Here is a 26,280-nt window from a genome sequence, read left to right as displayed (position 1 = left end):
GGCGGTGGACGGTCCGGTAGGCTCTCCACCCGTGCGCGTACTGATCCACAATAGCGATTCCCCCCACAACCGCGGGGACCGGGCGATCCTCGCCGGCAACATCGAGCTCGTCCGCCGGCGGTGGCCGGACGCCGAGATCGTGTCCCTGTCGCAGTACCCCGAGCGGGACGCCGCGTGGTTCGGGATCCGCTTCCTGCCCGTGTCGCCGTACAGCACCGGGATCGGCGACCTGTTCGCCCTGCTCCGTGCCGTGCGGGGCGCCGACGTGGTGCTGTGGGGCGGCGGCGAGATCCTCAAGGACTACACGAACAAGCTCGGCCTCGTGTACTGGTTCGGCAAGATGCTGCTCGTCCGCGCGGTCAACAAGAACCTCGTCGGGGCGTTCCAGGGCATCGGCCCGACCACCGCCGGGGTCAGCAAGCGCCTCATCCGCGCCACCGTCGACCTGTGCCGCTCCTTCGCGGTCCGTGACGACGAGTCCCGCGACAAGCTCCTGTCGTGGGGGGTCAGGACGCCGGTCGTGTCGTCCTTCGACCCCGCCGTCGTCGGGACGGTCACCGCGCCCGACGCCGACGTGCTCGAGCGGCTCGAGCGCACCACGGGCCTGAGCGCCGAGCGGCTCGAGGGCTCGATCGGCTTCGGCGTCCGCCGCTGGTTCCACTACAAGCGCAGCGGCTGGATCCCGTTCCGGTTCCTGCCGAAGCGCTTCCGCCAGACGGGCGTCGACAGCGACAAGCTCGTGACGTACCGGCAGGCCGTCGCCGACCTGGCCGACCGGGTCATCGACCGCTGGGACGCCGACGTGGTGTTCTACCCGATGCACATGGAGGCGTCCGAGGGCGACGCCGCGTTCGCCCGCGAGGTCATCGCCCTGATGCGGCACGCCGACCGCACCCACGTGGTCGAGGCCGACGAGTTCTCGCCCTCCGAGTACGCCGGGCTGATGTCCCGCAGCCGCCTGTTCCTGGCGAGCCGCCTGCACTCCGCGATCGTCGCGACCATCGCCGGGGTCCCCGCCGCGGTGCTCTACTACGTCGACAAGGGTCGGCTGTTCTTCGAGCAGATGGGCCAGCAGGCCTACTCGAAGCCGATCGAGGCGGCACTCGAGCCCACCTTCGTCGACGACGTCACAGCGCAGCTCGAGGCGCTCGACGCGGACCGCGACGCGGTCCGCGCGCAGCTGGCCGCTGGTGTCGCGACGATGGCGACGGCGCTCGACGCCGACTTCGCCGAGGCCGTGCGCGACGTGCGCTGACGTCGGAGACCGACACGGCGGGCGCGGACGCTCGCCCCTGACGGACGGGAGGCCCGTGGCGACGCCGCCACGGGCCTCCCGTCCGTTCGTGGTGACGCCCTGTGGGAGGCTCACGCCATGACCGAACGTCGCGCCCTCACCATCGCCGGCGGCGTCACCGCCGCCGTCAGCTCGTCCGGGACGCGAAGCGCTTGAGGTACGTGATGTCGTTGCGGTAGACGTCCTGGTCACCGGGGAGCGTGCCGCTGGCCGCCCACTGCCAGAAGGTCCACTTCGACCAGCTGCGTCCGAGGGTGCCGGGGGTGGTGAAGTTCTTCACCGGGTAGATCGCGACGAACAGCGGGTTCTTCGAGAACTGGTTGCTGTTGTTCGTGCAGCGCTTCCACCAGTCGGTCGTGGTGTAGATCGCGGGGTACCGCCCGGTCTTGGCGACGACGGTCCGGTTGAAGTCCTTGATCCAGCTGCGCATGGACGACCACGACTTGCCGTAGCAGGTGCCCTGGGCGGCGCTGCCGTACTCGATGTCGAGCAGCGGGGGCAGGGTCTTGCCGTCCTTGCTCCACTGGCCGCCGTGCTTGAAGAAGTAGTTCGCCGTCGCGGCGCCGCTGGCCTGGCTCGGCTGGGCGTAGACGTAGCCGCCGCGGTACAGGTTGCGCTGCTTCGCGGTGGCGTACTGCTGCTTGTACGTCGAGCTGACGTACGACGTGCCCTCGGTGGCCTTGACGTACACGAAGCGGGCGCCGTTGCGGTACGCCTGCAGGAAGTTGACGCTGGGCTGCCAAGCGCTGATGTCGAAGCCCTGCACGCGTCCGGGGGGCGGGCCACCGGCCCGTGCTGCGGAGGCGGCGCTGAAGGCCTGTGCGCTCGCGCCGCCGACGGCCAGGGCGTCGGGCGAGGCGGTGGTGACGTGCGAGGCGCCGGCGTGGGCGGCGATCCCGGCACCCATGGTGTGGTTGCCGGTGCGGTCCATCTCGGCGATGGAGAGCTGGTCGACACCGGACGGGGCCGCAGCGGGGTCCGTCGACTCGGGCGCGGGCGGCTCCGCTGCGGTCTCCGGTGCCGTGGTGCCCGGCGCGGTGGTGGCCGTCGTCGCCGGCTGGGTCGGGGACGACGGCGCCGCAGCCGACGGGGTCGGTGACGCGGTGCCCGGGTTGGTCGCGGTCACGCCGACCGCCGGGCCGCTGCCGAAGGTGATCGCCCCGGCGACGACGGCAGCGGTGCCGAGTCCGAGGAGCCTGCTGATGGGTGCGCGCATGTGGTCTCGTCTTCCCTGTCGAGATGCCGTGGGGCCTGATCTCCCACGCCGCGGTCCGAGCATGCTAACCGGCAGAGACGCCGATGTCCGCCAGGCGCAGCATCAACGCCGGGTGCGCCGCCGCGTCTCCGTGCCCGGTGCGTCCTCGTCCCTGTCCGCCGCGGCCCGCGGGTCTGCGGCGCTCGTCGTGGCGACCGGGGCGTCGACCGTCTCGACCTCGGGCAGGCGGCCGCGCGAGGAGACCTCGCGGGTGGCGTGCTTCTGCCGGCGGTTCAGGAAGTTGCGTTCCACGAGCCACCAGAAGCCGACGCAGATCGCCAGGGTGACCGGGATCACGACGAACACCATCATCAGGAACTGGTACTTCGGGGTCAGCCCCATCGGCAGGAGCAGCAGGTTGCCGAGTCCGAGCAGGGGGCTGTGGAACAGGTAGATCGTGTACGAGACCAACCCCGCGAGCACGAAGGGCTTCCAGGCGAAGAACCGGGCGAGCCAGGTGTGCTGTCCGGTGACGGCGCGACGGCCCATCCACGTCAGCAGGACGCCCGCGAAGATCCCGAGCACGACCTCGGACGGCCAGGTCTGGTGCTGCCAGTAGTCGCGGTTGCGGAAGAACACCAGGAGCATGCCGATGAACAACGCGGCGACGAAGATGCCACCCTGTCGGCGCGACCCGCCCAGCTTCGAGGCGTTCAGCGTGCCGGTCAGGTGCTCGTCGCGCGCCTTGACCGTGAGCTCGGCGGCGAGCATGCCCACCGCGAACAGGCCGACGAACCACGGGTGCATCCACGAGTACCGGCTCTCGGCGCCCATCCACATGCCGATGAGGACCAGCGACGACGCCGTCGCCCAGCCGCCGAAGACCTTCCACAGCGGCAGGATGACCAGCGGCATGAGGAAGTAGATCTGCCACTCGACGGCGACCGTCCACATCGGTCCGTTGATCTTGCCGATGTACTGCGGGAAGAAGTCGTGCACCAGGAACAGGTGGGTCAGGAACGTGCCCCAGCCCATCGGGAGCTTGGTGTCCCACTGGGTGCCGCCCGGCTGCGCCATGACCGGCACGAACAGGATGACCAGGGCGAAGACGATGAGCGACGCCCAGTACGGCGGCAGGATCCGTCGGGCACGGCGCCAGATGAACTTCCAGAAGCCACCGGGCAACCGGTAGCGGTCGAAGCGGGTGACGACGGGCAGCATGAGCACGTACCCGGACAGCACGATGAACAGCGGGACACCGAGGTAGCCCCACCCGACGATCGGACGGAGCCACGGCAGCTCGGCCGGGCCGGTGCCGCGCATCCCGGTGAACAGGTAGGCGTGGTAGAGCACGACCGCCAGGGCAGCGAGGCCGCGGAGCCCGTCGAGGTACGGGAACTCGATCCGGCCCCCGGCGCGGGGAGCGGCGGCCGTCGGTTCGGCTGCGGATTCGGCTGCGCGGGTTTCGGTGGCCAACGAACGTCCTCGAGGTGGTCGGAGCGGGGTCCCCGGCAGTCTCCCACACGCCGAGCGGGGGCACGCGATCCTCGTCGGTGCGGTCCGACACGCGAACGGATGTCATGATGAAGCACGTGACCGTGACGACGCCCGAAGCACCGCAGATCGCCCACGACGTCCCGCGACGGCACTCACGGGTGGTTCCGCGCGGGTACCGGCACGTCATCGCGCCGTTGATCCTCGCCGTACTCGTGGTCGTCGGGGTCGCCCTGAGCGCCGCCGTGGCGTACCACAACCGCCTCGGCGTGACGAACGTCGACGGCATCTCGTACATGGGCATCGCCCGCGAGTACGCCAATGGCTGGCTGCCCGACGCGATCAACGCCTACTGGTCGCCGATGGTGTCGTGGATGATGGCGCCGTTCGTCGCGGCGGGCCTCGGCCTGCAGACGGCCTTCGCGATCGTGAACTGCTTCGCCGTGGCCGTGGTGCTCGGCATCGGCGGTTGGCTCGTCTGGTCGCAGAACCACCGCATCGTCCCCGCCGTGCTCTTCATGGTCACCGCGATCCCCGCGTTGATGAGCGCGGTCTCGGTGCAGACCCCGGACCTGCTGGTCGTCGCGTGGGTCGTCGGGTTCCTGTGGGCACTCCGCTGGGCCGACCAGGCGCTGCACGGCTCGAGGCGTGCCCGGCTCGTCTCCGGGGCGGTGCTCGGCGTCGTGGCCGCCCTCGGCTACTTCACCAAGCTCTTCCTGCTGCCGGTCGCCGTCGGCGCCGTGATCCTGTGGCTGCTGCTGCGCGTCTGGTCCGCCCGCCGCCGCGGTGAGCCCGTGCGGCACTGGTGGACGGCCCCGGTCGCGACGATCGTCGTGTTCGCCGTCGTCATCGCCCCGTGGGTCGGCGCCCTGACCGTCAAGTACGGCACGGTCACCCTCGGTTCGTCGCTGTCCGTGAACATCGGCTCGAAGTTCGACGACGGCGGGCGCGCCACCGACTGGCCGTTCCTGCCGGTGCCGCCGAACGACCACGCGTTCTCGCCGAACGAGGACTTCACCCCGTCGGTCTACAAGCAGGGCCCGATGGAGAACCCGGACCCCGAGGTCGTCCCGCCCCCCGCGGCGTCGACGACCGAGGACACCGCCCCGAGGGTCACGAAGGAGTCGGGCATCGCGGCCCGCGCCGGCTACTACCTGCACGAGCGCATGCTCGCCCTGCCGTACTACCTGCAGAAGATCAGCACGTTCGCCCCGTTCGCCGCGCCGATCGCCCTGCTCTTCGCGGCCGCGCTCGTCATCGGCGTCGTGCGGTTCCGCCGCTACGCGTTCACCTGCATCGTCGCCGCGACCACCCTGGTGTACTTCGTCGGCTACGGCATGATCACGTCGTCGTCGAGCGGCGGTGGCAACGCCCGCTACTACTGGCCGCTCTTCTACCTGACGGCGATGATCGGCGCGCTCATGCTGCCGGCGATCTGGCGGCTCGTGCGTCGCCGCGGGGTGGTGCGTACCGTGGTGGCCTGCCTGGCGATCGCGGTCGTGCCGGTGGCGTCGTACACGCAGAACTGGCTCGGTTCGCCGGCGCCGTTCTACCCCTCGGTCAACCGCACCGAGCCCCTGCGGGTGTTCGGCCCCACCGAGGTACCGGAGATCGTCCGGCTCGCCGACCAGATCCGGGCGAGCGGCGCGCTGCCCGAGGACGCCACGGTGATCGGCTCGAACTACCGGTCGCTGTCCTCGCTCGCGTTCCTGACGGACACCCGTGTGTACGGTCGCTCAGGTCAGGGCTACACGTACCACTCCGACGCGATGCGCAACCTGTTCATCGACCAGGGCGTGCAGTACTTCGTGCAGTTCGACCCCGCGAACGCGCCGGCGCGCGACTACTCCGTCGCCGGCAAGCTCGTCGGCACGTACAACGCGACGATCGCCTGCAGTGCCGACCGGTCCACCGACCCGGAGGTCCCCTGCCGCGTCCAGATCGTCCGGCTCGCCCCGTAGCGGCGGACGGCGTCCGCACCGCAGGGAGCGACGCGGACCACCGTCTACCATGACCTGAGCCCGTCACCCGAGCAGGAGTCCCGTTTGTCCGACAGCGCCACCGACCGCCCCGCAGCCGAGGGAAAGCGTCCGTTCACCTGGCGACGGTTCCTGGGCAAGGCGATCCCGATCGTCTTCTACGTCCTGCTCGCCGTCTTCCTCGTGCTGTACGTGCGCAGCGTCGACTGGGGGCAGCTCGCCGGGCTCGACTGGCAGTGGTCGTGGGTCGTCGTCGCGACGCTGATCAGCCTGGGCTTCCGGTACTGGGGTGTCGGCATCTGGTTCTACCTGCTGCGCCGACTGGGTGCGACGGGGCTCAAGGGCAGCGGCGTGACCCTGACCTACGTGTACGCGAAGTCCTGGATGGGCCGCTACATCCCGGGGGCCGCCACCTGGATCATCGGCAAGGTGTACTTCGCCTCGAAGCACGGGGTCTCCAAGGCCCGGCTCGGCGTGAGCGGCCTGCTCGAAGGCGCCCTGCAGATCGCGGCGACGCTCGCCCTGGCCCTCGTGCTGCTGCTCATCGACCCGCGGACGCACGAGCTCGACCCGTGGCTCATCGTGCTCATGATCGCGGCGTTCGTCGGCTGCGTCGTGTGCCTGATCCCGCGCGTGTTCGTGTTCCTGATCGGCATCGCGCTGAAGATCCTGCGCCGCAAGCCGCTCGAGGCCGACGTCCGCCCGAACCTCGGCACGGTGCTCGGCGGCGCGGGCCTGTACGTCGCCGGTGCGGTGCTCTCCGGGACGGCCTACTACTTCATCACGCTGGCCGTGTACCCGTCGCTGGAGATCACCGACGCAGCCTTCGTGATCGGCGCCGCGAGCATGGCCTCCGCGATCAGCATGCTCGCCGTCTTCGCCCCCGGCGGGCTCGGCGTGCGCGAGGGCGTGCAGGCCCTGCTGCTCGCGATCGTGATGCCGGCACCGATCGCCCTCGTGGTGGTCGTCGTCACCCGCGTCTGGAGCCTGGCGGTCGACGGGCTCTTCCTGCTGTGCGCCGCCGTCCCGACGTGGTTCCGGCGCAACCGCCCGACGGACGACCCCGCCTCGGTCGAGGGTGGCGTCCCCGCCGCCTGACCCGCCCTTCGTGAGCAGGAATGGTCGAGTCCGGATGCCGGACTCGACCATTCCTGCTCACGGTGGGGGCGCGTGACGCACCCGCAGACGGACGGGTCAGGGGACGGGGACCGTCGCCGGGAGCCGCGCCGCGTGCCGGTCGGCGCGCGCGACCTGCACGACGGACACCACCAGGCCCACCGCGACGAGCGCCACGACGACCACGAGCACCGCGGGTGGCACGGGCCCGATCTCGGAGTACCGCAGCAGCCCACGGCCGGTCACCGGGAAGACCGCGGCGTTCCAGAACCACGCCGACGCCACCGCGAACCCGTACACACCGACGGCCGGCAGCAGCACGGCCAGGGCGACGGCCGCCCAGCGCCGGGTACGGCCAGCAGGCACCAGGCGTCGCCACGCCATCGCACTGAGCACGATGAGGCAGACGATCGCCGGGAAGTAGTAGCGGCCCTGGGTCGCGGCGACCTCGGTGGTGGTGAGGTACGAGTGCGCGCTCGTGCGGTTCTGAATGCCGATGAGCAGGGCCGGGAACACCGCCAGGCACAGCGCGACACGCAGGTCGGGGCCGCGACGGAACGCCCAGCCGACGAGCACGACGAGCGCGATCACCGTCAGGACGGCGGTGAGCAGGTCGCCCATGCTGACCTGCGCGCGACCGCCGAAGCTGCCCCAGAAGGTGCGGGCGAGCGTGCCCCAACTGACGTCGAGGAAGTGCCCGAGGGTCGGTTCCTCGCCCGGCGGGAAGTCCTTGGGCGGGCGCATCGCCGTGTAGCCGTTCGGCTGGACCCGGCCGTAGGCGACGACGTTGTGCAGCCACCACCAGGCGCCGATGCCGCCCGAGACCGCCATCGCGACGACGGTGCGGACGATCCGCTGCCGCAGGGTCAGCAGACCCGCGCCGGCGAACAGCACGACGACCGCCACGAACGGCACCGCGGGCAGCCCGGTCCCCTTGATCCAGACCAGGGCCCCGAGCGTCACCGCGAGCGCGATGGTCGTCCGCCACCTGGTGTCGCCGGTGAGCAGCCGGGTCGCGAGCCAGACGACGACACCGGCGACCAGCAGCACCGGGGCGTCGTTCGAGAACGACGACGCGATCGACGCGAGCTCCGGCGTCGCGAAGACGGCGAGCCCACCGACCAGCGCGGCGCGCGGACTCCGGGTCACCCGACGCACCGACGCCCAGGCGAGCAGCGGCAGGGCGGTCACCGCGAGGACGTCGGCCAGGCGCAGTGCGACGACGGCGTGGTCCCAGCGCAGGTCGCCGTAGTCGACCGCGCGCAGGACGGCCGCACCGGCCAGGTACGCGGTCGGCGGGTGCTGGGTCATCTGGTTGACCGTCGCCGAGGGACCCGGAGCGTCCTGCAGCAGCGCGCTCACCGTCGACCACTCGTCGGACGGCTTCGTGGCCTGCTCGACCTTCGCGGCCTGCACGGCGTTCGTGACGAAGAGCTCGCCGGGATCTGCCCACGGATCGCCGAGGGCCAGATGGACGGCGGCGTCGACGTGCGCGGTCTCGTCCGGAGCCTCGAACGCCGGCACGATGAACGCCCACGCCACCAACCACAGGCCGAAGGTCGCCGTGATCACCGCGATCGCGACACGTTCCCAGCGGGCGGCGCGGAGCGGAGCGGGGGTGGTGGTCTCGTGGGCCGTCACGCCACCGATCCTAGGTCAGGCGTCGTGGCGGACCCGGGGCTGGCCGGACGTCGGTCGGCCGGACGCCGGGTCCTCGGCGGGGTCCGTCCGCGCGGCGGTCCGTTCCGGGTGGTACACCCACACCTTGTACAGCCAGAAGCGGAACACGGCACCGAGCACGAGGCCGACGATGTTCGCGACGTTGTCGGCGAGCACCGAGGTCAGCCCCAGCGCGTAGTGCGACACCCCGAGGCAGGCGAGCGCGATGACCATGCCGCCGATCGACACGATGACGAACTCGATGCCCTCGCGCGTCGCGACCGACCGGCGCTGCTCGCGGAAGGTCCAGTACCGGTTGCCCATCCAGTTGACGAAGATCGCCACCGCCGTCGAGACGACCTTCGCCCAGAACGGACCCGAGTGGATCTGCTCGGGGTCGAGGACGGTGAGCCGCAGCAGGTTGAACACCGTGGTGTCCACGACGAAGCCCACGGCGCCGACGACGCCGAAGCGTGCCAGCTGGGCGATGAGGCGCCGCACGTGGCCTCCAGGATCCGTAGAGTTGGGAACGGCCGCGCACCACGCGACCGATCAGCCATTCTAGACAACGCGTCCGCACCGCCCGGTGTGAACGCCGGAAGGATCACACAGCATGACGTTGCGCGTCGGGGTCGTCGGTGGGGGACAGCTGGCACGGATGATGGTGCCGGCGGCGATCGAGCTGGGGATCGACATCCGGGTCCTCGCCGAGGGGCCGGACATGTCCGCCGCGATCGCCGCGACCGCCGAGGGCGACTACCACGACGCCGCCACGGTGCTCGAGTTCGCCCGCCAGGTCGACGTCGTGACCTTCGACCACGAGCACGTGCCGCAGGACGTCCTGCGCGCCCTGGTCGAGGCCGGGGTGGCGGTCCACCCCGGGCCCGACGCGCTCGCCGTCGCCCAGGACAAGCTGACGATGCGCTCGCGGCTCAGCGCGCTCGGCCTGCCGGTGCCGGACTGGGCCGCGGTGCACGACGCCGACGAACTCCGCGCGTTCCTGGACGACCACGGTGGCCGTGCCGTCGTGAAGACGCCCCGAGGCGGCTACGACGGCAAGGGGGTCCGGGTCGTCTCGGACGCCTCGGACGTCGACGACTGGTTCATCGCGGTGGCCGAGGCGGGCGGCGACCAGGCGCTCCTGGTCGAGGAACTCGTCCCCTTCACCCGCGAGCTCGCGCAGTCCGTGGCGCGTCGCCCCTCCGGGCAGGTCGTCGCCTGGCCGCTCGTCGAGACCGTGCAGCGTGACGGCGTGTGCGCCGAGGTCATCGCCCCGGCCCCGGCCAGCGCGGGCCGCATCGCCGACCTGGCGGAGTCGATCGCGGTCCGGATCGCCGAGGAGCTCGGCGTCACGGGGGTCCTGGCGGTCGAGCTGTTCCAGACCGACGACGAGCGCATCCTCATCAACGAGCTCGCGATGCGCCCGCACAACACCGGGCACTGGTCCATCGACGGTGCGACCACGAGCCAGTTCGAGCAGCACTTGCGCGCCGTGCTCGACCTGCCCCTCGGTGCGACGGGCGCCTTCGCCCCGGCCGCGGTCATGGTCAACGTGCTCGGAGGGCCCGCGGACGGCGACCTCGCGGCCCGGTACCCCGCGGCGCTCGAGGCGTTCCCCGAGGCGAAGTACCACTTCTACGGCAAGTCGCCGCGACCCGGCCGCAAGATCGGCCACGTCACGGTGCTCGGCGAGGACGTCGACGACGTCGTCTACCGCGCCCGCGCCGCCGCCGCGCACTTCGACGACTGACCCCGCGCGCCCGACGCGACGGGTGACGGCCCGGTGCGCCGGTGCCGGTCCGGTCGAGTCGGACGGGAGGCCCGTGGAGACGCCGCCACGGGCCTCCCGTCCGCCACTGCGGCCGCGGCGCCACCGGCGTCGCGTGTCCGCCGGACCGCCGACACCCCCTCGGGTGGCACCCGGTCGGGAGACTGGTCGCGGCGGCACAGCGCGTGTTCCCCTGGGACCTTCCGTGCCGATCGACCAGGGGAGCCCCCATGCGCCGCCGCCAGCGCCGTGCCGCCGTCTGTGCTGCCGTCGTCCTCGTCGCCTCCGTCGTCGGGCTGCTGCCCGCGACCGCGGCGACCGCTGCGGAGGCGGCGCCGTCGACCACGATGGCAACGACGGCGACGGGGATCCGGTCCGCGACGTCCGCCTCGCTGTACGGGGCGGGGCCGTACCGGTCGCCCACGAGCGAGGCGGCGAAGGCCCAGGCCGCACTCGCCGCCACCGACCCCGCGGGGGCGACCGCCGCGGGCACCATCGCCCGCTACCCGGTCGCGACCTGGCTCGGTGACTGGACGCAGGGCACGCAGCTCTCCAAGACCATCACCACCGCCCTGAGCGGCGCCGAGCAGGCCGGTACCACTCCGGTGTTCGTGCTCTACGCGATCCCGGACCGTGACTGCGGCGGCTACTCGGCGGGCGGGTTCGACGAACGCTCGTACGACGCCTGGGTCGACCAGGTGACCGCGGCACTCGCCGGGCACCGTGCGGCCGTGGTCGTCGAACCGGACTCGCTCGCGATGCTCAGCAACGCGAAGTGCAGCGACAGCCTCGACGAGCAGCGCTTCCGCATCCTGTCGCGCACCGTCTCCGGCCTGACCGCGGCGGGGGTGCCGTCGTACCTCGACGCCGGCAACTCGAACTGGGTGCAGCCCGCGGTCATGGCGCAGCGGCTCGACCGCGCGGGCGTCCGGCAGGCGCGCGGCTTCTTCACGAACGTGGCCAACTACTACCCGACCGCCCAGGAGCAGGCGTACGCGCAGAAGGTGTCCGCCGCGACCGGCGGCTCGCACTACGTCATCGACACCTCGCGGAACGGGCAGGGCTGGCGGGGCACCTGGTGCAACGGGCCCGGCGCCGGACTGGGCACGTCGCCCCGCGTGGTGTCGGACGGCACGGCGCTCGACGCGCTGCTCTGGGTGAAGACCCCCGGGGCGAGCGACGGCACCTGCGACGGCGCACCGGCTGCCGGCAAGTGGTGGTCCCCCTACGCCCGCGCGCTGGTCGCCAACGCGCAGCTCGGCGCCCCGGCCGTCGACGCGGCGCCCCGCGGCTTGCTCGAGGTCGTCGCCGGGACCGGCGGCGGCGTCCGGGTGTCCGGGTGGGCGTACGACGAGGACGACCCGACCCAGGCGGTGCGGGTGCGCGCCACGGTCGACGGACGGTCCGCGGGCAGCGCGCCCGCGGTGCTCGACCGGCCCGACGTGGACCGCGCAGCCGGGGTCGGCGCGACCCACGGATTCGACGCCGTGCTCGCCGCCTCGGCCGGACCCCGACGCGTGTGCGTCACCGCGGAGAACATCGGCGCCGGCTCGGACCGGCTGCTCGGGTGCGCGACCGTCCGCTCCTACCGGCACGATCCCTACGTGCGCCTCGACTCGGCGAAGGCCACCACCGGTGGCATCCGCGTGCGCGGCTGGGCGTTCGACGGCGACGCCGCGGGATCGGCGAGCCGCGTGGCGGTGACGGTGGACGGCAAGCGGGTGACGACGGTGTCCGCCGACCGGAAGCGTGCCGACGTCGACGAGACCTGGGGGTCCGGTGCGACGCACGGCTTCGCGGCCACGGTGCGGGTGCGTGCCGGCGAGCACACCGTCTGCGCCGTCGCTCGGAACACCGGGGCCGGGACGGACCGGAAGGCGAGTCCCTGCCGGACGGTGACGGTCGCTCGGCGCTGACGCACCGGGCCGGGCGGGCACGCCGCGGTGCTGTGCGGTGCGAGAGGATGGGCGCATGCCGCGTGATCTCCTCCGCCGTGCCGCCAGCCGCCTGCGCCGGACGGTCGCCGGCACCCCTCCGCAGCCGGCGCCCCTGCCCGTCCTCGGGTACGTCGTCGCCGGTGCCGGGGGAGCGCACCCCGCCTCGGCGCACGTCCGCGTCGTGCGCCGGACCGAGCACCTGGCAGCGAGCGGTGTGGCCGAGGCGCGTCAGGTCGACCCCGCGGCGTTCCTGGAGGGCACCGACACGACCCCGTACGCGGCGCTCCTGGTGCAGCGCGACATCCTGCCGCTCGACGCCGTGCAGCCGTTCCTCGACGCGGCTGCGGCCCGGGGGATCCGCGTGGTGGCCGAGGTCGACGACGACTTCTTCACCGAGTCGGGCCGCAGCAGACTGGCCCGCGCCGAGTACGACCCGGACCGGCTCGCCTCGATCGACGCACTGGTGCGCGGCGCCGACACCGTGGTGGTGAGCACGCCCGAGCTCGCCGACGTCGTCCGACCCGTCGCGCGGGCCGTGACGATCGTGCCGAACGCCCTGGACCCCGCGCTCTGGACCGCCGGCGCCGCCGAGGACGACGACGAGCGACCCCGTGACGAGCACCGCGTGCTGTACATGGGCACGCTCACCCACGCGGCGGACCTCGAGCTGCTGCACGACGTCTTCGTCGACCTCGCCGCCGAGGACGGCACGCCGATCCGGCTCGAGGTGATCGGCGTCACCGAGGACGGCGATTCCGACTGGTTCCGCCGCGTCGAGGTGCCGGACGGGCACTACCCGGCGTTCTCCCGGTGGCTCGTGGCACACCGCGAGCGCTGGAGCGCCGGGGTCGCCCCGCTGCGCGACGAGCCGTTCAACCGCGCGAAGAGCGACCTGAAGTTCCTGGAGTACACCGCGCTCGGCCTGCCCGCCGTCGTCTCCGACCGCCCGTCGTACGCGGTGGCCCGGACGCACGGTGCGGTCGCGGTGCCCGACGACACCGACGCCTGGCGCACGGCCGTCCGGGCCGCCGTCGACCGGGGAGCGCCGGACGCACGAGCCGCGCGCTGGGTCGCAGAGGAACGCACGATCGGTCGGGACGGTGACGCCTGGCGCCGCGTGCTGCTCGGCTAGGCTCGTCCCGTGACCGACTCCGCCGCGCCCGCACAGCCGCTCGTCTCGATCATCATGGGGTCGGACTCCGACTGGCCGACGATGCGGGCCGCGGCGGACATCCTCGCCGAACTCGGCATCCCGTTCGAGGCCGACGTCGTGTCGGCGCACCGCACCCCCGACAAGATGACGCGGTTCGCCCGCGGAGCAGCCGGTCGCGGCGTGCGCGTCGTGATCGCCGGTGCCGGTGGCGCGGCGCACCTGCCGGGCATGGTGGCCTCGATGACGACGTTGCCGGTGATCGGCGTCCCGGTGCAGCTCGCCCGCCTGGACGGGCTCGACTCGCTGCTGTCGATCGTGCAGATGCCGGCGGGGATCCCGGTGGCGACGATGGCGATCAACGGCGCCGCGAACGCCGGGCTGCTCGCCGCACGGATCATCGGGTCCTCCGAGCCTGCCGTCGCGGCGCGCCTCGTCGAGTACGCCGAGGGGCTCGAGCGCCTGGTCGAGGAGAAGGCCGCGCGGCTGCGCGACTCGCTGTGAACCACGCACCGCGTCGCGGGCGGGCGATCCCGGGCGGGCTGCTGGTCGTCGTGGCCGTGGTCGCCGCCGTCGTGGTCGTCGCCGCGACCGTCGTCTGCGTCCTCGCCTTCCAGCAGGCGGGCCCGCTCGCGCCCCGGCTGCCGGGGCAGGGCAGTACGACCGGCGGCTTCGTGTCCACGAAGTCCCAGTACGAGACGATGCTCGCGGCGCGTTCGCGCATCGTGGTCTCGGCGGTGACCGCAGCCGTCGCAGCGGTGGTCTCGATCGTCGCCGTCGTGCTCGCCGCCCGCCGGCGCGCCCGGCACGACAGTCACGTGGTCCCGGGTGCCGACACCCCGCGACATTCGGTCTGACCGGGGCTTCCTGCAGCCGGAGCGCCGTCCCGCAACCCCCGAGAAGTGGGGGTGCGAGGTCTTGTCAACCCCCGCGCGGGAATTGCGGACAGCAACTACCGTGAACGCCGGGCCACCGAGATCCGGTCGCCCGGCGCCCGACCCGAACGGGTGCGAACCGTCACGTCAGGGAGTGACCGACCCCATGCAGAAACGTTCCACCAGGAGGGCGGCGCTCGCCGTCGTGCTCCTCGGAGCTGCACTCGTCGCCGGGCCGTTCGGGCAGGGAACCACCGCATCCGCCACCTCCGCACCACGGGGTGACGTCGGCGCGTTCAAGCAGACGTACCGCGAGCAGTTCAGCACCGCCGCGTCGGCCAAGGGCCAGTTCGCCAAGACCTACGCGAAGTCGTGGCAGCCGTACCCGGACGGCACCGGCGGCATGTACTACTCCGGCTCGCAGATCAGCTCGCACGACGGGTACATGGACGTGCGACTCGACGGCAAGCACGGCGCGGCCGGCACCTTCGGGACCCCGACCGGTGCCTGGGGCCACAAGGGCGGCAAGTTCATCGTCCGCGCCAAGGCGACCGGTGGTGCCGGCAACGGCGCCGCCTTCATGCTCTGGCCCTCGTCGGACCGCTGGGCGGACGGTGAGATCGACTACCCCGAGGCGAACTTCGACCAGGAGCCGATGCTCCACCACCACTCGATGACCCCCGGCCGTGAAGCGAACGCGACGAGCATGGGAACCGGTGTCTCGTGGCGCCAGTGGCACACGTACTCGATCGAGTGGATCCCCGGCAAGTCCGTGCGGTACCGCGTGGACGGCCGGATCATCAAGACCGTGACCTGGGACGTGCCGAAGACGGCGCACCGCTACATGTTCCAGGTCGGCGACTGGGGCGCAACCGGCCACCTGTACATCGACTGGGTCAGCACCTACGCGTACCGGCCCTGACGCCGGCGCCGCCCGTCAGAGGTCGGCGTGCAGCTGCCAGGTCTCGGCGGCGGAGTCGGACCAGTCGTACATGCGGGCTCGGTCCGGCCCCGCCACCGCCAGCTGGGAGGCCAGCAGCGGGTCGTTCACGACCTGGTACACCGCCTGCGCGATCCGTTCGGGGTAGGACTCGCGCGGGCCGCGAGCCACGGTGACCCCGGCGTCCGACGCCACCTCGGACACGGCGGGGTCGTCGGAGTGGATCACCGGGGTGCCGAAGCTCATCGCCTCGATCACCGGCAGGCCGAACCCCTCGGCCAGGCTCGGGAACACGAACACCGTCGCGCGGTCGTAGACCACCGCGAGGTCGGCGTCGTCGATGCGTCCGAGCACCTTCACCCGCTCGCGCGACAGGCCGGCGCGTTCCGCGGTGCCGTACACGTCGACGTCGCCCCAGCCGTCCGGCCCGGAGATCACGAGCGGGATGTCGGCGGGGGCGTCCGGGTGGGCCATCGCCTCGATCAGGGACGAGAGCGCCTTGCGGGGCTCGAGCGTGCCGACCGCGAGCACGTAGCGGTCCGGCAGACCGAGCCGTTCGGCGCGCAGGTCGGCGTCGACGGGCAGCCGGAGCCGTCCGCTCGGCGCGCCACCGATCACGCGGATCCGGTCGTCGAAGCGGTGGATCTCGTTCAGCGCGCTCGCGACGGCGTGCGTGGGCACCACGACGGCGTCGGCGTGCTTCCACGCCCGCTTCACCATCGCCTTGTGGAAGTGCACACCGCGCGGCGTCAGCGTCTCCGGGTTGGTCCACGGCACCACGTCGTGCACGGTCACGACGGTCTGCCGACCGGGGTCCTGGAAGCGGTCGTGCTTGACGAGCGGCGCGAGCACGCTCGGCGCGTGCACCATGCCCTTCGCGATCCCGCCGACGATCCCGCCCTGCCATGCGAGCGACAGCTCACGACGGGGGAGCGGGAGCCGCTGCAGCTCGGCCAGTCCGGGCAGCAGGGTGCGCAGGCGAGCCATGTCCTCGGAGCCGACCGCGGAGACCACGCCGACGACGTCGCAGCCGTTCGGGGCCTGCTCGACCAGGTGGCGTGCCAGTTCCTCGGCGTACCGACCGATGCCGCCCGGCACCGGTGCGACGATCTGGTCGACGACGACGTGGAGGGTGGTCATGGTGCTGGTCTCCTCGTCGTGGTGATGGGGCCGAGGGCCGGCCCGGCGCCCGGCTGCCCGACCCTAGCAGGGCGATCGGGGCGCCCCCTGGGCGGGCCGGGAGGCACGGGTCGCCAGGCGCGGGCCGGGAGGCGCGGGTCGGGTTCCCGACGTCGGTGACCCGACCCGCGCCTCCAGGCCGACTGCCGTGGCTACGCGGTCAGCGCGCCCGCGGCGACGGCGGCGTGCAGCGCGTCGCGCCAGTCGCGCATCGGCGCGAGTCCGGCGCGCGACCAGCCGTCGTGGCCGAGCACGCTGTAAGCCGGACGCGGCGCCGGGCGGACGAAGGCGGCGCTGTCGGTGGGCAGCACGCGCTCCGGGTCGAGCCCGAGTTCGCGGTAGATCGCCTGGGTGAAGTCGAACCAGGAACCCTGGCCGGCGTTCGTGCCGTGGTAGGTGCCGGCGGGGGCATCCCCGTCGACGAGCTCGACGATCCGGGCGGCGAGGTCGCCGGTCCAGGTCGGCTGCCCGACCTGGTCGGTGACGACGCTGACGGTGTCGTGCGACCCGGCCAGGCGGAGCATCGTCGCGGCGAAGTTCGGCCCGTGCGCGCCGTAGATCCACGCGGTGCGGACGACGTACGAGGTGTCCGGGGCGATCGCACGGACGAACGCCTCGCCGGCGGCCTTGGTGCGGCCGTAGGCGTTGATCGGGTCGGTCGGAGCGTCCTCCGCGTACGGGGCGCTGCCGTTGCCGTCGAACACGTAGTCCGTCGACACGGTCACGAGCTTCGCCCCGTGGCGGACCGCGGCCTCGGCCAGGAGCTTCGGCCCGGTCGCGTTGACCGCGTAGGCGTCGTCCTCGTGGTCCTCGGCGTCGTCGACCTTCGTGTACGCGGCCGAGTTGATGACGACGTCGTGCCCGGCGACGGCGGCGTCCACCGCGGCCGGGTCGGTGATGTCGAGGTCGGCACGCGACAGCGCGGTGACGTCACGGCCGGCCAGCGCGGCCTGCAGGTCACGGCCGAGCATGCCGGCGGCGCCGGTGATGAGGTACCTGGTCACGGTGTGCCCGCTCAGCTCAGGGCCGCACGCTGCTTGAGCGGCTCCCACCAGGAACGGTTGTCGCGGTACCACTGCACGACGTCGGCCAGGCCCTGCTCGAACGGCACGAGCGGCTCGTAGCCGAGCTCCGCCTGGATCTTCGAGATGTCGACCGAGTAGCGCAGGTCGTGGCCGAGGCGGTCGGCGACGCGGTCGACGTACGACCAGTCCTTGCCGGTGGCGTCGAGCAGCAGCTGCGTGAGCTCCTTGTTGGTGAGCTCGGTGCCGCCGCCGATGTTGTAGATCTCGCCGGCGCGGCCACGGGTCAGGACCATCGCGATGCCGCGGGTGTGGTCGTCGACGTGCAGCCAGTCACGGATGTTGTTGCCCTCGCCGTACAGCGGCACGTGCACGTCGTCGATCAGGTTCGTGACGAACAGCGGGATGACCTTCTCGGGGAAGTGGTACGGCCCGTAGTTGTTCGAGCAGCGGGTGATCGACAGGTTCAGCCCGTGCGTGCGGTGGTAGCTGCGCGCGAGCAGGTCGCTGCCGGCCTTCGACGCCGAGTACGGCGAGTTCGGCTCGAGCGGGCGCTCCTCGTCCCACGAGCCCTCGCTGATGGAGCCGTAGACCTCGTCGGTGGAGACGTGCACGAAGCGCTCGGTGCCGTGGCGCAGGGCCGCGTCGAGCAGGCGCTGGGTGCCGACGACGTTGGTCTCGACGAAGATGCCGGAGTCGCGGACCGAGCGGTCGACGTGGGACTCGGCGGCGAAGTGCACGATCGCGTCGACCGTCGGGACGACCTCGTCGAGCTTGGCGGCGTCGCGGATGTCGCCGTGCACGAAGGAGTAGCGCGGCGAGTCCGCGACCGGAGCGAGGTTCGCCTCGTTGCCCGAGTAGGTCAGCGCGTCGTAGACGACGACCTCGGCGCCCTCGAGGCCGGGGTACGCGTCCTCCAGGGTCCGGCGGACGAAGTTCGAGCCGATGAAGCCGGCCCCTCCGGTGACGAGGATCTTCACGAGTTCTCTTTCCTGACGGTCGGTTCGTGGGTCGGCGGCGATTCTAGCGGGACCCCGGTGTCGTCGGGGCCGGGGCGCGCGCTCCTGTGGAGGGCGGCGGTGGCGTCGGTGTCGGAGGCCGTCGGGGGCGCGGTCGCGGTACCGGTCCCGGGGTCGGCGTCGTGGGCGGTCGCGGTCGCAGTGGCGGTCGCCGTCGCCGTCGCCGTCGCGGTCGCCGTCGCCGTCGCCGTCGCGGTCGCCGTGGCGCGCCAGACCAGCACCACCGTCGCGACGGCCGTGACGGCGAACAGCGCCACGGCGGCCAGGATCGGACGCGGACCGGTCACCGCGGCACCCGCCATCGCGGACAGGCCGCCGGGGGTGACCCGGAACTGGGCGTTCTCCCACCCGCCGCGGTACGTCAGACCGACGCCGTACGTGCCGATCGCGAGTGCACCGATCGTGGCGGACCGCGCGAGTCGGCGGCGCAGCTCCGGACGGACCACGAGCGCTCGCCAGGCGACGGCCTGAGCCAGCACGAGGGCGACGACCGCCACGAACAGGAACCGGCCCTGCAGCCCGTTCCCCTGGTGCGTGCCGAGGTAGTTCCGCCAGTTGTACGCGAGCGTGGCGACCAGCACGAGCGCCGGCCAGACGAGGGTGACCACCATCACACGCCGCCCCGGTGCACGGCGGGCGAAGGACCACGCGATCACGGCGAGCCCGACCACGGCGAGCGTGTCGATCACCGTCGGCGGGAGCGGCCACTGGTTGGCGCCGAGCGCGCCGAAGAACGACGCCGTCAGGCCGTCCCACTGCCGGCCGGCGAACGCCCCGGGGTTCGCGCCGCCCTCCGGGTACGGCTGCACCGTCGTGACCGCGCGCAGGGCGTCCGGCAGGAGCGTCCCGCTGGCCAGCAGCGTGCGGACCCACCACCAGCCGGTCGCCGCAGCGGCCGCGACGACGACGACGCCCGCGTGCAGGGCCCGTCCCGTCCAGGGCCGACCGGGGGCCAGGGCCAGCACGAGCACGGCGAACGGCACCGCGAGCAGGCCGACGGCGTTCAGCGCACACAGTCCGGTCACCGCGACGGCGATGCCCGCGGTGGTCCACCAGGACCGGTCGCCGGTGAGCACGCGGGTGCTCAGCCAGACCAGGACCGCGCCGAGCAGGACGACGGGCGACCACACGGTCACGCCCGAGGTCACCTGTGCCAGCTGCGGCACCGCGAACAGGAGCAGCGGGGCGACGAGTGCCGTCCTCGGCGACCGGGTCACCCGTCGGACGGTCGCCCACACGAGCACCGGCAGGGCCGTCACGACGACGACGTCCGCGATGCGGAGCACCAGCACCGAGGTCGCCCAGTCGTGCGTGCCGAACCGGACGAGGCGCAGGATGCCCGCGGCGACCAGCCAGTACGTCGGCGGGTTCTGGGACATCGGGTCGACGGCGGGGGAGTCGCCGGGCACCGCGGCGAGGAGCGCGTCGACCGTCGGACGGTCCACGCTCGGCACGGGGTGCTCGACGATCTGCCGGACCGCGGCGAGGTAGTGCATCTCGCCGGCCGGGGGCCAGCCGAGACCGAGGGCGAGCCGGAACGCCGCGTCGACGTGGGCCGGCTCGTCGGGGGCGCCGAAGGCCGGGGTGACCAGGGCGAAGGTGAGCAGGAAGGCGAACCAGGCGAGGGTCACGGTGCCGAGCAGGACCCACTCGGAGCGCGGGACCGCGAGGCCGCGGGCCGCGGGGCGGCGGGCGGCGGGACGGCGGGCGGCGGGACGGCGGCTCATGCCTCGACCTCCGGTCGGGGCGCCGCGGCCGACGGCTGGGACTCGTCGACCGTCGGTCGGGCCGCGGTGAACTCGGGACGCCGCATGAACCGCACGAGCAGGACCGCGGTGCCGACGAGCGCCACGGCCGCGACGGACGCCAGGGTGAACGCACCCCCTGCCGCCAGCGCTCCGGTCTGGTCGAACTGCTGCACGACGGCGTCGTCGATCCAGAACGCGGCGTCCTGTCCGAACGCCCGCAGCGCGTAGACGACCCCGTAGAGCCCCATCGCCGTCGCCGCGACCGAAATGCCGACGGCCAACCGGGTCGTGCCGGCGGCGGTCACCGTCACCCGTCGCCAGGCCAGGGCGCTCAACGCGATGAGGACGAGCAGGGTCGGGTAGTAGTAGCGACCCTGGGTACCCGCGACGATCGTGTTCTTCATGTACCCGCTCCAGCCGCTCTGCATGTGCAGGGCGATCAGGATGACCGGGAACGACGCGAGCACGATCGCGGGGCGCAGGGACGGTCCGCGGCGGAACGCCCACACGATGATCCCGAGCAGGCACACCACGGTGAGCCCGTCGATGAGTACCTGTGCGATCTGGAACTGCGTCAGCCCACCGACGCTGCCCCAGAACGTCCGGCTGACCCCGTTCCAGTAGTCGCGGAGGAAGACCTCGGGGTTCGCGGCCGTGTCGGCCGGGAACGGCTTCGGAGGACGGGCGTACTTCGCCAGGCCGTCCGGCTGGATGTCGTGGTACACGATCATGTTGCGGAGCCACCACCACCCGCCGACGACCGCGGCGATCGCCAGGGTCCACAGGGCGCGGAGCGCGTTCCGCAGGGCGGTGGTGCGGGTCAACCCGGCGGCCAGCACGGCGATGCCGACGAAGGGCACGGCGGGCAGGGCGGTGCCCTTCACCAGGAGCATCGCACCGAGCAGCAGTCCGATCCAGATCGTGGTGCGCACGCGGCGGTCACCGGTGAGCAGCCGGACGACCAGGTACACCAGGGTGCCGGCGAGCGGCAGCATCAGGGCATCGTTCGTGACCGAGGCACCGATGGCGGCGACCTCGGGGATCCCGATGATCGCCGCGCCGCCGACCAGTGCGGCCCGCGGGGACCCGGTCAGCCGTCGCACGGTCGCCCACGCCAGGAACGGCATCGGCAGCACGAGCAGGGCGTCGAAGAGTCGGAGCACCAGGACGCCGAGGTCCCACCGCAGGTCCTCGAAGTGCACCAGGTGCAGCACCCCGGCCGCGATGGCGTAGTACGTCGGCGGGTGCTGCGACATCTGGTCGATGCTCGTCGCCGTGAGCCCGGGGAACTGCTCGAGGAGCGCGCCCCACGTCTGGTGGCGGGACGCGGGCTCGGCGAGGTTCGCGTCGAGCGAGGCCTGCGTGGCGGCGAGGTAGTGCAGCTCACCGGGCGCGGCCCACTCGTTGCCGATCGCCAGGTGCAGCACGGCGTCGACGTGGGTCGGCTCGTCCGGCGCCTTGTAGGTCGTGGTGACCACGGCCCACACGGCCAGCACGGCGGCGAACGCGATCGTCAGCGCGATCACGACCGAACGCTCCGCGCGTCCGACCCGGGGGTGGACGGCGGAGCGCGACACGGCCGGGGCCGTGTCAGTCGCCATACCGCTGCAGTTTCTGCAGGTCGAGCTGCTCCTCGGCCAGCGTGCGGTTCAGACGGGTCAGGTCGGCCACGACCCCGATGACGATCGAGAGCACCGCCGTGATGAGCAGGACCACCCCGAGGATGATCGACTGCAGGTGGTTCCCGCCCGTGTCCATGGCGAGCAGCACCAGGTAGCGCACCAGCGGCCAGAGCCCGAGCGCGCCGAGCACCGCGGCGACCCAGAGGAACAGCGCCATCGGGCGGTACATCAGGTAGACGCGGGCGATGGCCGACCCGGACTCGAACATGTGCTGGAAGATGTTGTTGAACAGCCGGGACTCGCGGGTCTTCGGGTTCGTCGTGATCGGCACCGAGGCGATGGCCAGGCGCTTGTAGCCGGCCTGCACGATGGTCTCCATGCAGTAGCTGAAGCGCGTCACGATGTTCAGGCGGATGAGCGAGTACTTCGAGTACGCGCGGAACCCGCTCGCGGCATCCGGCAGGTCGAGCCCGGCCGCACGGCTGGCGACCCACGAGCCGAAGCGCTGCATGAGCTTCTTGAAGCCGGAGAAGTGCTCGATCGTCCGGGTCTGCCGGTCGCCGATGACGATCTCGGCTTCCTTGCGCAGGATCGGCTGGACCAGCTCGGCGATCTGCGCCTGCGGGTACTGGTTGTCGCCGTCGGTGTTCACGACGATGTCGGCACCGTGCAGCAGGGCGTAGTCGACGCCGTCGCGGAACGAGCGTGCGAGCCCCATGTTCGTGCTGTGGTGCACGAAGTGCTTGACGCCGTGCTCCTTGGCGACCTCGACGGTGCGATCGGTGCTGCCGTCGTTGATCACCAGGATCTCGATCTCGTCGATGCCGTCGATCTCCCGCGGGATGGAGTCGATGACGCTGGCGAGGGTGTTCTCCTCGTTGAGGCAGGGGATCTGGACGAATAGCTTCACGGGCTCGCTTGGTCTCTCGGTTCAGGAGTCGGCTGTGCGCAGAACCATGACAGCCTATGCGAACTCGTGCCTTGCTAGGATTCCCCGGTGCAGATCCGCGAACTGAAGATCCCTGGCGCGTGGGAGTTCACGCCCGTCCAGCACGGCGACGCACGAGGAGCGTTCCTCGAGTCGTACCGCGCCGACGTGGTCGAGGAGACCGTCGGGCACCCGCTCGACCTCCGCCAGGTCAACATGTCGATCTCCGCCGCCGGGGTCGCGCGCGGCATTCACTACGCCCTCGTCGCGCCGAGCCAGGCGAAGTACGTCACCGCCGTGCGCGGGGCGTTCATCGACTACATCGTCGACATCCGCGTCGGCTCGCCCACGTTCGGCCAGTGGGACGCGGTCCGCATCGACGACGTCGACCGCAAGGCCGTCTACCTGTCCGAGGGCCTCGGCCACGCGATCGTCGCGCTCGAGGACCGGTCGACCGTGAGCTACCTGGTCAGCGCGCACTACGACCCCGAGCGCGAGAAGGGGATCACGATCCTCGACCCGACCGTCGGCCTCGAGCTCCCCGAGGGCATCGGCGAGCCGGTGCTGTCCGAGAAGGACACGACCGCGCCGACCCTCGAGGAGGCCGCGGCCCAGGGCCTGCTGCCGACCTACGAGGAGTGCATCGCGTACACCGAGTCGCTCCGGACGAAGAAGTAAGGGGAAAGCGATGAAGGGCATCATCCTCGCCGGCGGGTCCGGCACGCGCCTCTGGCCGATCACCAAGGGCATCAGCAAGCAGCTCATGCCGATCTACGACAAGCCGATGGTCTACTACCCGCTGTCGACGCTCATGATGGCCGGCATCCGCGAGGTCCTCGTCATCACGACGCCGGAGTACAACGAGCAGTTCCAGGCCCTGCTCGGCGACGGCTCGGCGCTCGGCATGGAGATCCAGTACGCCGTGCAGCCCTCGCCGGACGGCCTGGCGCAGGCCTTCGTCATCGGTGAGGACTTCATCGGCGACGACAGCGTCGCGCTCGTCCTCGGCGACAACATCTTCCACGGCACCGGCCTCGGCACGAACCTGCGGAAGAACACCGACGTGCAGGGCGCCACGATCTTCGCGTACCACGTGGCCGACCCGAAGGCGTACGGCGTCGTGGAGTTCGACGACGACTTCACCGCCGTCTCCATCGAGGAGAAGCCGGCCGAGCCGAAGTCGAACTACGCCGTCCCGGGCCTGTACTTCTACGACAACAAGGTCATCGAGATCGCCAAGACCATCGAGCCGAGCGCCCGCGGCGAGCTCGAGATCTCCACGGTCAACGAGCGTTACCTCGAGGCCGGCGAACTCGGCGTCCAGGTCCTCGACCGCGGCACCGCGTGGCTCGACACCGGCACGTTCGAGTCGATGATGCAGGCGTCGGAGTACGTCAAGGTGATCGAGGACCGACAGGGCTTCAAGATCGGCTGCATCGAGGAGATCGCCTGGCGGAACGGCTGGATCGACGACGCGCAGCTCGCCGAGCTCGCCGCGCCGCTGGTCAAGGGCGGCTACGGCGTCTACCTGCAGCGACTCCTCGGCGCCTGACCCGCCGGTGGCCCTCTTCCGTCGTGGCCGTCGCCGTGTCGACACGGCCGGTCCCGACGCCGCCCGGGAGGCCCGCCCCGCGTCCCCGACGTCGGCGTCCGTCGTCCCCGTGACCGGGTCAGCGGACCTGCTGCCGCGGCTGGACCACGACGTCACGGTGCTCGTCACGACCCGTTCGGACCGGCACGCCGAGGTCGCTCGGCTCGTGTCGGTCGCCCGCGGCGCCTTCGGCCGTGGCGTCGACGTCCGCGCGGTGAGCTACGTGGCGGACGCCTCGCCGATCGACCCGTTCGGCCGGCGGCTGCCCTGGGTCCGCCCGGAGCCCGTCGACGGCCTCGGCCCGGCGATCAACGCCGGTGTCGCCGGCGGCGTCGGTCGAACGCTGGTCGTGCTCGACACCTCGGTGTCGGTCGAGGTACCGACGCTGCACGCCCTCGCGGCGGCCGGCTCGGTCGCGCAGGCTCGGGTCCGGATGCCGGACGGCACGCTGCGGAGCGGTGCCCGGCTGCTGCGCCCCGGCGCCCTGCCGTGGTCGGACGACCGTGCGGACACCGCGACCGACGCTGTCACCGTCTTCGCGGCGGACCAGCCGGTGCTCTCGGTGCCGGGCGCGGCGCTGGTGCCGGCACCGGGCCTCCCCGACGAACGCATGACCCTGACGACCTGGAGCCGCGCGGTCGCCGACGTCGACGGCGGACCGGTGCGCGTGGTCGGCGAGGCGACGCGCTCGGTCGAGGCCGGGCGTACGGTCGACGCCGCGACCGTCGACGCGTTCGCGGCCTGGCGTGATCGCGAGTCGGACGGGGACGGGGTCGACGCCGGCGCGCCCCTGCCACCGTGGGGCGCCCGTCCGGTGCGGCCCGCGCGCCGGTCGGCTGCGACGGACGACCACCTCGCCTGGTCGCTGAAGATCGCCGCGCCCGCCGGGGCAGAGGGCGACGGCTGGGGCGACGTGCACTTCGCCGCGGAGCTCGCCGGGGCACTCGAGCGGCTCGGGCAGCGCGTGCGGATCGATCGGCGGGACGCCCACGTGCGGGACGACGACGCCGCCGACGACGTGACGCTCGTGATCCGCGGGCTCGACCGGGTGCCGCCGAACCCCGCGTCGGTGAACCTGCTCTGGGTGATCAGCCACCCCGACGACGTGTCCGACACCGAACTGCGGTCCTTCGACGCGGCCTTCGCGGCCGGGCCGGTGTGGGCGACGGCCGCTGCTGCGCGCGCGGGCGTTCCCGTGCGTCCCCTGCTGCAGGCGACCGACCCCGCGGTGTTCCACCCGGGGGCGCGCTCGGCCACGAGTGCCGATGCGGACCGCGTCGTGTTCGTCGGCTCGACCCGGGGCGCGCGACGGCCGGTGGTGGCGGACGCGGTCGCACTCGGCGCGGACCTGCGGGTGCACGGTCCCGGGTGGGAGCAGCTCGTGCCGCCGGAGTCGCTCGGCGGAGCGTCGCTCTCGCGGGACGCCGTCGCGCAGGCGTACGCCTCGGCTCGGGTGGTGCTGAACGACCACTGGCCGGACATGGCCGACGGGGGCTTCGTGTCGAACCGGGTGTTCGACGTGCTGGCGTCCGGGGGCGTCGTCGTGACGGACCCGGTCGCCGGGCTGTCCGACGTGCTCGACGTCCCGACGCTGGCGGTGGCGGGGTCCCGCGACGAGCTCGGTGTCCTGCTCGACCCGTCGCACCCGTGGCCCACCGCTGCCGAGCGGGCGTCGGTGGCTGCACGCATCGCCGCCGAGCACTCCTTCGATGCCCGGGCCGCCGTGCTCGTCGCGGCGGCCCGTGCCGAGCGCGCCCGCCTGCA

Annotated in this window: 22 protein-coding genes; 12 read left to right on the top strand and 10 right to left on the bottom strand. The window is 72.3% G+C overall.

The genetic code is table 11. The features are described from left to right. Nucleotides 1–31: 31 nt before the first annotated feature. Complete coding sequence (locus tag LEL83_RS07245) at nt 32–1,255, top strand: polysaccharide pyruvyl transferase family protein (RefSeq protein WP_225558305.1); 1,224 nt, start codon at nt 32–34, stop codon at nt 1,253–1,255. A 166-nt stretch (nt 1,256–1,421) separates the two neighbouring features. Here the strand turns inward: LEL83_RS07245 and LEL83_RS07240 are convergent, their stop codons facing one another. Then, entirely contained in the window at nt 1,422–2,510 is a 1,089-nt protein-coding gene (locus LEL83_RS07240) for a GH25 family lysozyme (RefSeq protein WP_225558304.1), read from the bottom strand. 102 nt (nt 2,511–2,612) lie between these two features. Then, entirely contained in the window at nt 2,613–3,965 is a 1,353-nt protein-coding gene (locus LEL83_RS07235) for an acyltransferase family protein (RefSeq protein ID WP_198656271.1), read from the bottom strand. A gap of 116 nt (nt 3,966–4,081) precedes the next feature. On the opposite strand from LEL83_RS07235, the gene LEL83_RS07230 reads away from it, so the two are divergent. Continuing rightward, a complete protein-coding gene (locus LEL83_RS07230; RefSeq protein WP_225558303.1) occupies nt 4,082–5,944 on the top strand; it encodes an ArnT family glycosyltransferase in 1,863 nt (620 codons plus the stop codon). A gap of 84 nt (nt 5,945–6,028) precedes the next feature. Further along, on the top strand, nt 6,029–7,060 hold the full coding sequence (locus LEL83_RS07225; protein ID WP_225558302.1) for a lysylphosphatidylglycerol synthase domain-containing protein: 1,032 nt from the start codon (nt 6,029–6,031) through the stop codon (nt 7,058–7,060). A 96-nt stretch (nt 7,061–7,156) separates the two neighbouring features. On the opposite strand, the gene LEL83_RS07220 is transcribed toward LEL83_RS07225, so the two are convergent. Beyond that, a complete protein-coding gene (locus tag LEL83_RS07220; protein ID WP_225558301.1) occupies nt 7,157–8,719 on the bottom strand; it encodes a DUF2142 domain-containing protein in 1,563 nt (520 codons plus the stop codon). Nucleotides 8,720–8,734: 15 nt separating this feature from the next. Next, entirely contained in the window at nt 8,735–9,238 is a 504-nt protein-coding gene (locus tag LEL83_RS07215; RefSeq protein ID WP_198656267.1) for a GtrA family protein, read from the bottom strand. 112 nt (nt 9,239–9,350) lie between these two features. Between LEL83_RS07215 and LEL83_RS07210 the strand changes: the two genes are divergently transcribed. From LEL83_RS07210 to LEL83_RS07185, 6 genes are all read left to right on the top strand, one after another. Beyond that, complete coding sequence (locus tag LEL83_RS07210) at nt 9,351–10,487, top strand: 5-(carboxyamino)imidazole ribonucleotide synthase (protein WP_225558300.1); 1,137 nt, start codon at nt 9,351–9,353, stop codon at nt 10,485–10,487. Nucleotides 10,488–10,735: 248 nt separating this feature from the next. Beyond that, nucleotides 10,736–12,421, top strand: coding sequence for a glycoside hydrolase family 6 protein (locus LEL83_RS07205; protein ID WP_225558299.1), 1,686 nt, complete (start codon nt 10,736–10,738; stop codon nt 12,419–12,421). A 55-nt stretch (nt 12,422–12,476) separates the two neighbouring features. Continuing rightward, the gene (locus LEL83_RS07200; protein WP_225558298.1) at nt 12,477–13,574 is read left to right on the top strand and encodes a glycosyltransferase; all 1,098 of its coding nucleotides are present in this window, start codon (nt 12,477–12,479) and stop codon (nt 13,572–13,574) included. Between the two features lie 54 nt (nt 13,575–13,628). Further along, nucleotides 13,629–14,096, top strand: coding sequence for a 5-(carboxyamino)imidazole ribonucleotide mutase (purE, locus tag LEL83_RS07195; RefSeq protein WP_225558342.1), 468 nt, complete (start codon nt 13,629–13,631; stop codon nt 14,094–14,096). Beyond that, the gene (locus tag LEL83_RS07190; RefSeq protein ID WP_225558297.1) at nt 14,093–14,449 is read left to right on the top strand and encodes a hypothetical protein; all 357 of its coding nucleotides are present in this window, start codon (nt 14,093–14,095) and stop codon (nt 14,447–14,449) included. The genes purE and LEL83_RS07190 overlap by 4 nt, the downstream gene beginning before the upstream one ends. A 184-nt stretch (nt 14,450–14,633) precedes the next feature. Next, nucleotides 14,634–15,389 (top strand): glycoside hydrolase family 16 protein, encoded by a 756-nt coding sequence (locus LEL83_RS07185; protein WP_225558296.1) that lies wholly within the window; start codon nt 14,634–14,636, stop codon nt 15,387–15,389. Between the two features lie 15 nt (nt 15,390–15,404). On the opposite strand, the gene LEL83_RS07180 is transcribed toward LEL83_RS07185, so the two are convergent. The 6 genes from LEL83_RS07180 to LEL83_RS07155 all read right to left on the bottom strand — a co-directional run bounded on the left by LEL83_RS07180 (nt 15,405) and on the right by LEL83_RS07155 (nt 22,907). Continuing rightward, entirely contained in the window at nt 15,405–16,547 is a 1,143-nt protein-coding gene (locus tag LEL83_RS07180; protein WP_198656261.1) for a glycosyltransferase family 4 protein, read from the bottom strand. Between the two features lie 191 nt (nt 16,548–16,738). Then, entirely contained in the window at nt 16,739–17,590 is an 852-nt protein-coding gene (gene rfbD, locus LEL83_RS07175) for a dTDP-4-dehydrorhamnose reductase (protein WP_225558295.1), read from the bottom strand. An 11-nt stretch (nt 17,591–17,601) separates the two neighbouring features. Continuing rightward, the gene (gene rfbB, locus LEL83_RS07170; protein WP_198656259.1) at nt 17,602–18,588 is read right to left on the bottom strand and encodes a dTDP-glucose 4,6-dehydratase; all 987 of its coding nucleotides are present in this window, start codon (nt 18,586–18,588) and stop codon (nt 17,602–17,604) included. Further along, the gene (locus LEL83_RS07165; RefSeq protein ID WP_225558294.1) at nt 18,585–20,354 is read right to left on the bottom strand and encodes a glycosyltransferase family 39 protein; all 1,770 of its coding nucleotides are present in this window, start codon (nt 20,352–20,354) and stop codon (nt 18,585–18,587) included. The genes rfbB and LEL83_RS07165 overlap by 4 nt, the downstream gene beginning before the upstream one ends. Beyond that, nucleotides 20,351–21,901 (bottom strand): glycosyltransferase family protein, encoded by a 1,551-nt coding sequence (locus LEL83_RS07160; RefSeq protein ID WP_225558293.1) that lies wholly within the window; start codon nt 21,899–21,901, stop codon nt 20,351–20,353. Before LEL83_RS07160 ends, LEL83_RS07165 begins: the two co-directional genes overlap by 4 nt. 64 nt (nt 21,902–21,965) lie before the next feature. Continuing rightward, nucleotides 21,966–22,907 carry a glycosyltransferase family 2 protein gene (locus LEL83_RS07155; RefSeq protein ID WP_198656256.1) on the bottom strand — a complete coding sequence of 314 codons (942 nt, stop codon included), beginning with the start codon at nt 22,905–22,907 and terminating at the stop codon, nt 21,966–21,968. Between the two features lie 87 nt (nt 22,908–22,994). On the opposite strand from LEL83_RS07155, the gene LEL83_RS07150 reads away from it, so the two are divergent. From LEL83_RS07150 to LEL83_RS07140, 3 genes are all read left to right on the top strand, one after another. Next, nucleotides 22,995–23,603 (top strand): dTDP-4-dehydrorhamnose 3,5-epimerase family protein, encoded by a 609-nt coding sequence (locus tag LEL83_RS07150; RefSeq protein ID WP_225558292.1) that lies wholly within the window; start codon nt 22,995–22,997, stop codon nt 23,601–23,603. A 10-nt stretch (nt 23,604–23,613) separates the two neighbouring features. Beyond that, nucleotides 23,614–24,477, top strand: coding sequence for a glucose-1-phosphate thymidylyltransferase RfbA (rfbA, locus tag LEL83_RS07145; protein WP_225558291.1), 864 nt, complete (start codon nt 23,614–23,616; stop codon nt 24,475–24,477). Nucleotides 24,478–24,586: 109 nt separating this feature from the next. Then, the coding region (locus tag LEL83_RS07140) for a glycosyltransferase family protein (RefSeq protein WP_372454446.1) at nt 24,587–26,280 on the top strand (1,694 nt) is incomplete at its 3' end.

It is taken from the genome of Curtobacterium oceanosedimentum (assembly GCF_020297365.1).
GTDB lineage: Bacteria > Actinomycetota > Actinomycetes > Actinomycetales > Microbacteriaceae > Curtobacterium.
This window is presented reverse-complemented; position numbering and strand designations above follow the sequence as displayed.